Here is an 11,809-nt window from a genome sequence, read left to right on the forward strand (position 1 = left end):
CTATGCAGCAGGCTCAGCGCGCCGACCCGCAGGACTTCGAGCGGGTTCTCTCCTCGATGTGTACCCAGCCACATCCCGAGGCGCGGACGGCCGCAGAACGCTTTCTCGTGACGAACCCAGGCGACCCGGGCACCTACGAGACAGTTGCCACACTCGAAGACGACGCAGTCGAACTGCTCGGCGCGGTTGCTGGCCTCGACGACCCGGCAGGCTACGTCACGAGCGGGGGGACAGAAGCGAACATTCAGGCGGTGCGCATCGCTCGCAACCGGGCCGAAACCGACGACCCGAACGTCGTCGCCCCGGCGACCTGTCACTTCAGCTTTCGGAAGGCCGCCGAGTTGCTCGGCGTCGAACTCCGGACCGCGCCACTCGACGGACACCGTGCCGACGTCGACGCGATGGCCGAACTCGTCGACGCTGATACTGTCTGTGTGGTCGGGGTCGCCGGGTCGACCGAGTACGGCACGGTCGATCCGATCCCTGCGATTGCAGATCTCGCAGCCAGCGTGGACGCGCTCTGCCACGTCGACGCCGCGTGGGGCGGCTTCTACCTGCCGTTCACCGACCACGAGTGGAACTTCGACCACGCTGCCGTCGACACGCTGACGATCGATCCGCACAAGGCGGGGCAGGCGGCGATGCCCGCGGGCGGTCTGCTCGCTCGTTCCCCGGCGCTTCTTGATACGCTCGCCATCGACACCCCGTATCTCGAATCGACGAGTCAGATCACGCTGACGGGAACCAGAAGCGGGGCAGGCGTGGCGAGCGCCGTCGCCGCGATGGAGGCGCTCTGGCCGACCGGCTACCGGGAGGAGTCCGAGCGAGCGATGGACAACGCGCGCTGGCTTGCGGACGCGCTCGACAGCCGCGGGCACGACGTCATCGGCCCGGAACTCCCGCTCGTCGCCGCGAACCTCTCAGTGCCGATGACCGACGAACTCCGTGACCGAGGCTGGCGCGTCTCGAAAACCGGTAGCGGCGAACTGCGCGTCGTCTGCATGCCACACGTCACCCGGTCGATGCTCCGGTCATTTGTCGCGGATCTCGACTGGTACTGACACGGCTGACCGGTCTGAACGGCTGCAGCGAAAATTCTAAACCGGTTGTCGGGGAACTAGTCATAGTGGACGATCACACACGCGGATCGCTGCTCCTCGTGGGTCTCGGGAGCGTGCTGTTTCTCGTCGCTAGTTTCATCACGGGACGGAATTTACTGCGATCGATAGCTCGCTCAGGCCGCTTCTCGCCTTTCTGCTCGACGGCCTTCCGGCGGTCGGAATCGTCTACGGCGGGTTCTATCTGGCCAGAACGGACCTCGACCCGGCCGACCACTGGGTGATCGGACTGTGGTGTCTGGCGGGCGCAGTGCTGTTTACGAGCGTCATCAGCGCGACGTTTCTCGTTCGGGTCTTCGAGAATCGGACGATCACGGAACCGCTGTTTTCGCTTCTTGTCTCGGCGGAAGTCGGCGCTATCGCGGGCATCGTCGCAGGATTCTACAACATACGAGCGAGGGATGACGCACGCCGAGCACGGCGGGTGACCGGCGGTCTCAGAGTGGTCAACAGCGCCATTCGACACGACCTGCGAAACGACCTGAACACGATCCAGACCTACGCCGAGTTGATGGAATCCGAAGCTGACGAGACGGAGTACACGGCGGTGATCCGCCGAAAGACCGAGGAGGCAGCCGAGCGGATCGACGACCTCGGCGCACTTGGGAAAGCTGTCACTGGCGAGGCTGATCTGCAGGCGGTGGACCTCGTGTCGATCGTCGAGACTATCGTCAGAAATACTGAGGACGCATTCAGCGTCACAATCGGGACCGACTTGCCCGACACAGCACCCGTCGTCGCCAATCAGGCCCTCCGGTCGGTCGTGGACAACCTCGTCGAGAACGCCGCCGAACACACCGGCGTCGACGATCCTCAAATTGCCGTCGAGATTGAAGCCGACGAGGAGACAGTGTGGCTGTTCGTCCGCGACAACGGTCCGGGCATCCCCGACAGTGAAAAGCGGACGGTGTTCGACTACCGACCCGACAGCACCGGTGGCGGCGGACTCTTTCTCGTCAAAACGCTCGTCTCGGAGTACGACGGCGACGTGTGGGTCGAAGACAACGACCCCCGCGGGTCGACGTTCGTCGTCGAACTACAGCGCGCTGACCGTAGCTGAGCGGTCGCTGTCACTGATTCTGCGGCGCTGTGGCCTCTTCTGACAGAGTGATAGGAATAATCATTAGTTCCGCGTTCGAACGGCAACTATGCGCGGCCTCAACGAGCGTGTCGCGGTTGTCACCGGCGGCGCAAACGGGATCGGACGAGCGACAGCGAATCGGCTGGCAGCGGAGGGTGCCAGCGTCGTCGTCGCAGATATCGACGGCGATGGTGCACAGGAGGTAGCCGAGGAGATACGCGACTCGGGCGGGGACGCGACAGCCGTCACCGTAGACGTCACTGACGCGGATGAGGTTACTTCGATGGTCGAGACGGCAGTCAACGGCTACGGCGGCCTCGACATCGCCGTGAACAACGCGGGGATAATCACTCCGCTGGTCAAACTGGGAGAGATCGAAGCGGAGCACTGGCACCGGATCCTGTCGATCAACCTGACCGGGGTGTGGAACTGCATGCAGGCCGAACTGGCCGCGATGGACGAGGAGGGTGGTTCGATCGTCAACGTGGCGTCGGTCGCCGGACTCGTCGGAATGCCCGCGCTCGGAGGCTACACGGCGAGCAAGCACGGGGTCGTCGGACTGACCCGGACCGCGGCACTGGAGTACGCCGAAGCGGGGGTTCGCGTCAACGCCGTCGCGCCGGGACCGACTCGGACCGGCATCAAAGCGCAGGGCGAGGACTCCCGCGCAGACCAGCTCATGCGCCTGCTTCCCGACGGGGCGCTCGAAGGGAAGGGAGTCTCCGGCCGAGTGCTGAACTGGCTCTCCGATGGCATGATCGACCAGCACGCGAAAACGCCGATGGGGCGGCTCGCAGACCCCGACGAGATTGCGAGTGTGGTCGCCTTTCTCGCGTCCTCAGAGGCGTCGTTCGTGACCGGACAGGTGCTCGCGGCCGACGGCGGGCAGACCGCCGATTGAGGCGGTGAGAACTCACTCGACTCTCTCGAAACCGCCCGGCTTATGCCCGCGCCGCTCTCAGACTCGACTATGAGTCACGAGCGACTACCCACTGACACCCCAGCAGTGGTCACGGTGGGGTTGCCATACGCCAACGGCAACCTCCACATCGGTCACCTGCTGGGCTACGTCTCGGGTGATCTCTACGCCCGGGCGCTCCGTCGCGTCGGCCAACAGACCGCCTTCGTCTGTGGCTCTGACATGCACGGGACGCCCATCGCGGTCAACGCCGCGAAGGAGGGGGTCGACCCCGAGGAGTTTGCGCTGGCCTATCACGAGCAGTACACGGAGCGGTTCCCGCAGTTCAACGTCGACTTCGACAACTACGGCCACACTCACGACGAGACCAACACCGAACTCACCCGCGAGTTCGTCTCGTCGTGGATCGACCAGGGCCACATCGTCGAGCAGGAAATCGAAGTCGCGTGGGACGAACAGGCCGACCAGCCACTCCCCGACCGATACGTCGAGGGGACCTGCCCCTACTGTGGCGAACGCGCCCGCGGCGACGAGTGCGACGAGGGCTGTCAGCGCCACCTCGAACCCGGCGAAATCGAAAACCCGACGAGCGTCCTCACGGGCAACCCAGCGGAGTACCGCAAGCGCGAACACAAGTTCCTCCGACTGTCGGACTTTCAGGAGTACCTCAACGGATTTCTCGACCGACTGGAGGGGACCGAGAAGGCGCGCAATCAGCCCCGCGAGTGGATCGAGGGCGAACTCGAAGACCTCTGTATCACTCGCGACATGGACTGGGGAATCGACTATCCGGGCGAGGACGGCGATGATCTCGTGCTCTACGTCTGGGTCGACGCCCCCATCGAGTACGTCGCCTCGACGAAGCAGTACACAGATCGGGTCGGCTCCGAGGAGTACGACTGGGAGGACGTCTGGAAGCCCGGCGGCGAAACCCGCCACGGCACGGCGTGGGACGACGAGTGGACCGACGAGAGCGGCGAAATCATCCACGTCATCGGGTCTGACATCATCCAGCACCACTGCGTGTTCTGGCCAGCCATGCTCCGCGGCGCGGGGTACAACGAACCGCGAGCGGTGCTCGCGACTGGCTTCGTCGGCATCGATGGCAAGTCGCTCTCGACTTCACGCAACCGGGCCATCTGGGCCGAGGAGTACCTCGACACCGGCTTCCACCCAGACCTGTTTCGCTACTACATCACGACGGGGTCGGGGCTGGAACACGACGTCGACTTCTCCTGGGACCGGTTCGCAGAGCGCGTCAACGGCGAACTCGTCGGCACCTTCGGCAACTTCTGTTACCGCGCCCTGCTCTTTGCCTACCGCAACTACGAGGGCACGCCCGAGGCCGACGTGAGCGACGGCGTTCGCGAGCGCATCGAGAACGCCGTCGCCGACTTCGAGGACGCCGTCGCCGACTACGACGTTCGGACGCTCGGGTCGCTCGCCGTCGAACTCGCGCAGTTCGGCAACGAGTACATCCAGCGCAACGAGCCGTGGCACCTCGTGGACGAGGACCCGGAAGCGGCCGAACAGGTCATCCGCGACTGCGTCCAACTCGCGAAGGCCTGTGCGGTGCTCGCCCAGCCAGTGATGCCCGAGAAAGCCGCGACGCTCTGGGACCAACTCGACGAGGACGGGACAGTCGCGGACGCCACGCTCGACGGCGTGCTCGCCGCGCCGTCGGCGACGTTCGACGAGCCAGAAGAGCTGTTCACGCAGGTCGAAGACGAACAGATCGAGGAACTGAACGAGACGCTTCGGGACCGCGTGGAGACGGCCGACGAGAAGACGGCAAGCGACGAGAGCGCAGACGAGGACGCGACTGGCTCGACTGAAAAGGCAGACACTGCCGAGGAAGTAGACACCGAGGAGACGGACGGCGACGCGGCGGCCGAGTTGGGCGTCGACCCGCTCGAAACCGACCGGATCAGCTTCGAGGCGTTCCAGGACCTCGACATGCGCGTCGGAGAGATTACCGCCGCGGAGCCAATCGAGGGCGCGGACGAACTCGTCGTGCTGTCGGTCGACATCGGCGTCGAACAGCGACAGGTCGTCGCCGGTCTGAAACAGCTTCACGACGTGGACGGCCTGCCCGGCACTCGAGTCATCCTGCTCGCCAACATGGAGCGTGCGGAACTGTTCGGTCACGAGTCGAACGGGATGGTACTCGCCGCAGGTGAAGAGGCCGACCTGCTCACCACACACGAGGACGCACCACTCGGGTCGCGGGTTCGCTGACTGCTGCTTTCACGACGACCCGTAGACTCACATCTTTTATTCGTCGAGTGCCTACCGTTCGGTATGCCCGCAGACGATACGGAGTCGGACGACGACGAGTGGCGCTTTTCTGTCGACGAGTTCGACGACCCCGAGGAGACCGAGGAGACGCCGGTGTGGGAGGACACCGCAGCAACCGATCAACCGAGCGACGATCACGGGGAGACCGAGTCCGACGATCCGCCGTCACCGTTTCGGCTGGACGAACCGCTCGAACCGGGCGACATCGACCTCGAAAACGCGTTTTTCGTCCTGGTCGGTATCGCGCTCGTGCTCGTCCCCATTCTGGTTCTGTTCGGCTCAGTGTAGGGCGTCGAGCGGCGGAGGGGGACTCAGACGCCGTTTTCGTGAACGGTCAGTTCGACCTCGCGGCGCTCGCCTTCGAGATCCGCGACGATGCGCTCGACGACCTGCTTGGCCTCGGCCCGGATCTTCGGTCGGACTTTGTCGATCAGCCAGTCGAGCGAGACGAAGGCTGGTAACTCGACGACCCCCGCGTCCGCCGAGTCGGGGTCGAAGGCGACGACCAGCCGAACCCGGCAGGCCGTCTCGGCGTCGGGCGGTGCTGCGTCGGGTTCGGGTTCGATTTCCCAGTACCCCTCGGCGTCGATGTCCTCGACGAGTCGCCAGTCGATGCGCTCGGGCGGGTCGACCGCGGTCACCTCCGAATGCGCGGTGTAGGTGAGTTTCCACCAGCCGAAAGTCAGGTCGTAGCGCGTTCCCGGACCCCCATCACCGTCGGCCGTGACCTCCTGAAGGTACTCAGAGTATCGCGCGTACCGGGGAAAGTCGAGCAGGAACTCGTAGACTTCCTCGGGCGGCAGATACACGACCGTACTGACGTTGACGCTGTCCACACCATGACCACGGCCGCCACCGACTAATACTGTCGGCTGTAAGTACGTAAAAATATTCGCTACCCCGGTGGCGAATTATTTTCGAGATGGTACAGCCGACAGTATAAGCTTCGCGTACACCGGCAGCGTTGCCCGCATCTGGGAGCGGTCACTCCTCACGTCGCTCGAACAGGCCCTCGACGTCGGCTTCTTTGCTCGTTCGCCGCGAGACGTGTTCGGAGAGTCGCTGTGCGATGACCGGGCGGTCGTCGGGTTCGCGGACGAAATCGAAAAGGAGCGTGACGAAGGGGCTGCCGGTGCGCTCTGCGTCGATGTCAGTGCGTGCGAAAGTGATTGCCCGGTCGATCATCGGCTCGTCGTACTCGTGCTCCTCGGCGAGCACCGCAGCGGCGATGCAGGTGGCCTCGAAGTCCAGATCTGCGAGTGTCACTATTTTTCCTTCGTGTGTAAGTGATAGCGGGGACTTATTCGCGGCGATCGCTGGCTCCGTGTGCAGGTCGTCGAGATACTCGCGAACGGTCGCCACGTCGACGCCGTGATAGGTCGCAGGGAGACCGGAGAGATACTCGCGGGCGCTCTCAGCGAGACCGGTCGCCCCCGACCAGTTGTCGTTGCGGGCGTGATAGACGGCGGCGGTGTACTGGATCAGGCCGTGGAGCATTCGCTCGTCGTCAGTGCCCGACTCCAGTTCGAGCCAGTACTCCTCCCACGCGTCGTGGGCCGCGTGGTGTTCGCCAGCGTTGAAGATCGCAAGCCCTGCACGGAGGTGCGCCTCCATACCCGGTGTTGGCAAGCGGCGTATAAACGGCTTGGGGGAGCGTCCGACTACAGTCGTGCGGTCTGGTACGCAAACGGTCGTTTGCGGTAGCGTTACCGTTATGCAAATGGAAGCCGTTTGGCCAACGGAACGCAGATTTCGAGAGATGGTGGGTGAGAGTACTGGACGTGACTGGATTCGGATCGGACTGATAGCCTGCTGTCTGCTCGCAGCCGTCGCGACCGGCGTTCTCGTGTCCGGGTTCGCGGCCGACGAGCGGTCGGGGTCGCCAGCCGAACAGCTCTTCCCCGGAGACCGGTTCGCTGGCGGCGAGGGTAACGGGGGATCCGGAAGCGACGCGAGTAGCCTGTCGGCGATGAATCCCGGAAACAGCGCGAGCGTCGGCGGCGACGTCGGTGTCGACGACACCTTCCGTACCACGGACACAGAGGTCCACTTCGAGGTCGACAGCCCCGAACCGGCCTACTGGCGGACAGCAGTCTACGACACCTACACCGGGTCGGGCTGGGAGCGACCGACTGCGACCGAACCGTACGAGGGACCGCTGGAGTACGACGGCCTCGGCGGTGAGCGGTTCACCTATCAGGTCGAGTTGGCGACGTCAGCGCGGGCGCTGCCGACCGCCTGGCGACCGACTTCGGTCGAGGGTGTCGACGGGCCGCTGACAGTCACCGACGGGAAGGCGATCAGACCCACTGAAGGAGTCCCCGCCGGGCAGACGTTCACAGCAACGAGTATCCAGCCCGAGCGGGACCCCGCGGTGTTGCGTGCGAGCGGTGACGACTATCCGGAGCCGGTCCGGGAGCGGTACACCCAGCTTCCGGCGGGGACGCCCGACCGCATCGGCGACCTGACGGCGGAGTTGACCGCTGACGACGACACCGCATTCGATACGGCGATGACTGTCCAGAACTGGCTTCGTTCGGAGAAGGAGTACTCGCTCAACGCCTCCGCCGCAGGCGACCAGATCGCAGACCGGTTCATCTTCGAGATGGAGGCGGGGTACTGCGAGTACTTCGCGACGGCGATGGTGACGATGCTTCGCTCGCAGGGGATCCCGGCACGGTACGCGGTGGGGTACTCGACGGGCGAGCGCGTCGACGGGACCTACCAGGTGCGGGCGATGAACGCACACGCGTGGGTCGAGGTGTACTTCCCCGACGTTGGCTGGGTGCGGTTCGAGCCGACGCCGGGCGGGGAACGGCTCGAAACGCAGCAGGAGGCGCTTGCAGAGGAGGAACCGGGTCGTGACCACACGCTGCAGGAGCCGGGCAGCCCCGGCGAGCAGTTCGAACCGGGTGAGGTCACTCGGGACGACTCCCTCACCGAGAGCAACGACGAGGATTCCGAGGAGAACGGCGAGGACAATCAAGACACGAACGAGACTGACGACCAGCAAAACGAGGTCGACGAGGTTCCCAGCCAGGCGACGATATCGCTCAACAGAAGCGCAGTTCCCGGTGCTACCGTCGAGGTGCGGGTGTTGCGGTCGACGGCGTCAATCCAGGGAGTGTACGTGTACTTCAACGGCGAACGGGTGGGGCGGACAGACGAGAACGGAACCGTCGTCGCTACCGTCCCGTACGTCGAAGAACTCCGGATAACGGCACCGATGGCCAACGTCGCTCCGATCGTCGGACTCACAACAGACGATGGTCTCGGCCCGCTGCAGGCTGACACCGGCGACGAGAAGGTCGTTCCGGTCGAGACCAACGCGACAGTGACCGTGTCCGGCGGTCCGATCCCCGGATCAACCGTAACTGTCACCGCGACTGTCGAGGACGTCCCCGTTCGGAACGCGACGGTGCTGCTCGACGGCGAGCGAATCGGACAGACCGACGCGAACGGGCAAGCACGGGTGACGCTCCCCGCGGAACCGGGAGACATCTCGGTGACTGTCGAGCGTGACCCCGTCCGGGGGACGACGACCGTCCAGATTCCGGAGGTCACCGTCATGGCGAGTGCGGACTGGCCGATTCCGCTCCCGGGGACGCCAGCGACCGTCACGGTGCGCGCCGACGGCGAACCGGTCGTCGGCACACAGGTGACACTCAACGGTGAGCGGATCGCGACGACCGACGAGAACGGAACGGCGACGGTGAACCTGCCTGCCGAGTCGAGCACGACCTTCGGTACGACGTATCTCGACAGCACCAGTCAGGCGACAGTCGGCGGGATGCTCCGAAACGCGCTCGCTGTCCTGGTCGTCGGTGGCGCAGCGATCGGCGGTCTGCTGTACTGGGGGCGGCGGCGCGACTACTCGCTGCGGGGGGTCGTCGCTCGGCTGGTCGGGCTTCCACGCACCGTCGTCAGGTACGCGACGCTCGCGCTCGTCGTCGCGGCGACACAGAGTGGAACGGTCCGTGACCGGATCGGTCGGCGGATTCGATCGGGAGCGCGGACCGTTCGGGACGTGCTCACCGGTCAGCGGTCCCCAGTCGCGCTGTCGCGGGCGCTCGTTGACTCACTCCGGAAGCGATGGGCTGAGGCGGAGTCGACCACGGAGCGGCCCACGGCGGAGACGGACGAGGCGTACCTCTCGATCCGCGAGGCGTGGCGGCGGTTTCTCGGTGTCACGTCGGTTCCAAACGCACAGACACACACGCCCGGTGAACTCGCACAGCACGCGGTCCACCGGGACGGCCTGCCCCGCGAGCCAGTGCGGACGCTCCGCGATTCGTTTCGCGAGGTGGAGTACGGGAATCAGTCACCCGAGCGCAGACTGGAGCGTGTCACCGAAGCGATCGAGACCATCGAGACGAGCGCAGAACCGACCGACGAGCCACGAACTGACGGCGGGGAGCAGTGATGGACTGGCGCACGCGTCTCGCCGGGACCGCTGGCGTCTCGCTCACGCTGCTCGGGGTCGCTGTCCTCGTCGTCCCCGAGACGACCACACGGCTTCCGGGCGTCGAGCAACTGATCGAAATCGTCGGCACTCGCGACCCGGCGGCCGTCGCACTCGTGTTGACTCTAGTCGTCACACTGTCTGTCGCGGTGACAGCACGGAACAGCGATCCGCGGGATCAGACGCCCGCCGAGCGCAGGTTCGAGCAACTGTGCTCGCGGCCACCCGAAGCGGTGAGTGCGGACCGACAGGCCGTCGCAGGTGAAGGGTACGACCAGGCAGTCACGCGCGCTGTGACCCTCGGCGGCGAATCGCTCGATGACCTCAGGGAAACACTGCAAGCGCTCGCGGTCGATGTCTGTGTCGAGACTGAGGGGTGGACGACGGCCGAGGCGCGACGCGCGGTCAGAGGGGGGACGTGGACGAGAGACCCGCTGGCGGCCGCCTTTCTGTCCGGCAGTGACGGCCCGAGCACGTCGGTCGTCGCCAGCCTCCGTCTGTGGGTCGCACCGGCCCGCGAGCGGCGACGGCGGGTCGACCGAACGCTGTCTGCGATCGAGAGGCGGTATCGATGACGCGTCGCTACCGCTTCCGGGTCGCGCTGGTCTGTACGCTCGCACTCGCCGGGTTCGGGCTACTGTACGCGAGTGGCACACTCCTGATCGCCTCCGTGATTCCGCTGAGCTATGCCCTGTATGACACCGTCTCGACGCTGCCGGACTCGACTGGTCTCACTATCGAACGCACACTCGACGGCAGTGGCCCCGCACCCGGCGAGTCGGTCACCGTCTCGGTTTCGGTCCGAAACGAAACCGAGCGCGTCCTCCCGGACGTTCGCGTCATCGACGGCGTTCCCGAACCGCTCGCAGTGGTGACGGGCTCCCCGCGTGGCTGTTTCGCGCTCGCACCCGGCGAGTCAGCACAGTTCGACTACGACGTGGTCGCGAGACGCGGGACCCACGAGTTCGAGTCGCCGCAGGTTCGAATTCGGTCGATAGCCGGAAGTGATCGGATCACCCGGACAGAGCAGACGACGGGCGATTCGCAACTGCTCTGTGCGAATGCGGTGCGAACGGCCCCAACCGAACCGCGGGCACTTCCACGCGCAGGGACGCGACCGGCCGACAGCGGCGGGAGCGGGCTGGAGTTTTACGCCACACGGGAGTACCGCCACGGCGACCCGATAAACCGGATCGACTGGCGACACCTCGCCAAACGCGGCGAGTTCACGACCGTCCAGTATCGCGAACAGCGCGCTGTCGTGACGGTCATCGTCGTCGACGCGCGCACGGTCTGTCGGGTGACGCCGCAGGCTGGCTATCCGACCGGCGCGGCGCTGTCCGCGTACGCGGCCGAACGGCTCCACGAGACGCTCTCCGCGGCTGGTATCGACACCGCCATCGTGGCCGTCGGCGTCGACGACGAGGCGCTGTCGGGTCCCGACGGAATCGCCTGGGCCGAGTCGGGAGACCGATTTCGAACCGCACCTGCAGCGGTCTTTCGCGGCGTTCGAGCGATCGCCGAGGACGCCCCTGCGGCGCTTTCGATGACGACACCGACCCGCTCAGCACGGGCGGATGGCGGTGGGGACGAGCAGATCCGCGCGGTACTGTCCCGACTCCCGCCGACCGCGCAGGTGGTGTGTTGCTCGCCGCTGCTGGACAACTGGCCAGTCTCGCTGGCCGAAACACTCACCCAGCGCGGGTATCGGACGCTCACCGTCAGCCCGTCGGTGACAGCGGACGCGACGGTGGGCCAGCGGATGGGGGAGATCCCTCGACGACTGCGACTCCGTGCGCTCGGTCGAGCAGGCGTCCGGACCGTCGACTGGGACGTCGACCGCCCCGTGGAATCGGCACTCAGACAATCACTACCGCATCTGTATGGCAACCCATGACAGGTAATCCGGGGGCGCAGGGACGGTGTACCGA

Annotated in this window: 10 protein-coding genes and 1 pseudogene; 9 read left to right on the forward strand and 2 right to left on the reverse strand. The window is 65.6% G+C overall.

The window, feature by feature from the left end; translation table 11 throughout:
* The first annotated feature begins 2 nt into the window (after positions 1 to 2).
* The 6 genes and pseudogenes from mfnA (at position 3) to ACMGFL_RS12490 (ending at position 5,704) form a co-directional block, all read left to right on the forward strand.
* Positions 3 to 1,061 (forward strand): tyrosine decarboxylase MfnA, encoded by a 1,059-nt coding sequence (mfnA, locus tag ACMGFL_RS12465; protein WP_436935859.1) that lies wholly within the window; start codon positions 3 to 5, stop codon positions 1,059 to 1,061.
* A 148-nt stretch (positions 1,062 to 1,209) separates the two neighbouring features.
* Positions 1,210 to 1,713, forward strand: a pseudogene (locus tag ACMGFL_RS12470) (histidine kinase dimerization/phospho-acceptor domain-containing protein); the annotation flags it as partial.
* Between the two features lie 54 nt (positions 1,714 to 1,767).
* Positions 1,768 to 2,178 carry a sensor histidine kinase gene (locus ACMGFL_RS12475; protein WP_436936452.1) on the forward strand — a complete coding sequence of 137 codons (411 nt, stop codon included), beginning with the start codon at positions 1,768 to 1,770 and terminating at the stop codon, positions 2,176 to 2,178.
* A gap of 88 nt (positions 2,179 to 2,266) precedes the next feature.
* Entirely contained in the window at positions 2,267 to 3,100 is an 834-nt protein-coding gene (locus ACMGFL_RS12480; RefSeq protein WP_436935860.1) for an SDR family NAD(P)-dependent oxidoreductase, read from the forward strand.
* A 69-nt stretch (positions 3,101 to 3,169) separates the two neighbouring features.
* Positions 3,170 to 5,356 carry a methionine--tRNA ligase gene (gene metG / locus ACMGFL_RS12485; RefSeq protein WP_436935861.1) on the forward strand — a complete coding sequence of 729 codons (2,187 nt, stop codon included), beginning with the start codon at positions 3,170 to 3,172 and terminating at the stop codon, positions 5,354 to 5,356.
* A 63-nt stretch (positions 5,357 to 5,419) separates the two neighbouring features.
* Positions 5,420 to 5,704, forward strand: coding sequence for a DUF7312 domain-containing protein (locus ACMGFL_RS12490; protein WP_436935862.1), 285 nt, complete (start codon positions 5,420 to 5,422; stop codon positions 5,702 to 5,704).
* 23 nt (positions 5,705 to 5,727) lie between these two features.
* On the opposite strand, the gene ACMGFL_RS12495 is transcribed toward ACMGFL_RS12490, so the two are convergent.
* The gene (locus ACMGFL_RS12495) at positions 5,728 to 6,252 is read right to left on the reverse strand and encodes a type II toxin-antitoxin system RatA family toxin (protein ID WP_436935863.1); all 525 of its coding nucleotides are present in this window, start codon (positions 6,250 to 6,252) and stop codon (positions 5,728 to 5,730) included.
* Between the two features lie 148 nt (positions 6,253 to 6,400).
* A complete protein-coding gene (locus ACMGFL_RS12500) occupies positions 6,401 to 7,030 on the reverse strand; it encodes a DUF309 domain-containing protein (RefSeq protein WP_436935864.1) in 630 nt (209 codons plus the stop codon).
* 145 nt (positions 7,031 to 7,175) lie between these two features.
* Between ACMGFL_RS12500 and ACMGFL_RS12505 the strand changes: the two genes are divergently transcribed.
* From ACMGFL_RS12505 to ACMGFL_RS12515, 3 genes are read left to right on the forward strand one after another with little or no spacing between them, the layout of a single operon-like run.
* Positions 7,176 to 9,839 (forward strand): transglutaminaseTgpA domain-containing protein, encoded by a 2,664-nt coding sequence (locus ACMGFL_RS12505; RefSeq protein ID WP_436935865.1) that lies wholly within the window; start codon positions 7,176 to 7,178, stop codon positions 9,837 to 9,839.
* A complete protein-coding gene (locus tag ACMGFL_RS12510) occupies positions 9,839 to 10,453 on the forward strand; it encodes a DUF7269 family protein (RefSeq protein ID WP_436935866.1) in 615 nt (204 codons plus the stop codon). Before ACMGFL_RS12505 ends, ACMGFL_RS12510 begins: the two co-directional genes overlap by 1 nt.
* Positions 10,450 to 11,775, forward strand: a complete 1,326-nt coding sequence (locus ACMGFL_RS12515; RefSeq protein ID WP_436935867.1) for a DUF58 domain-containing protein — start codon at positions 10,450 to 10,452, stop codon at positions 11,773 to 11,775. The genes ACMGFL_RS12510 and ACMGFL_RS12515 overlap by 4 nt, the downstream gene beginning before the upstream one ends.
* Positions 11,776 to 11,809 lie beyond the last annotated feature (34 nt).

Origin of the sequence: Halovenus marina, from assembly GCF_051414115.1 — an archaeon.
Taxonomy (GTDB): Archaea; Halobacteriota; Halobacteria; order Halobacteriales; family Haloarculaceae; genus Halovenus; species Halovenus marina.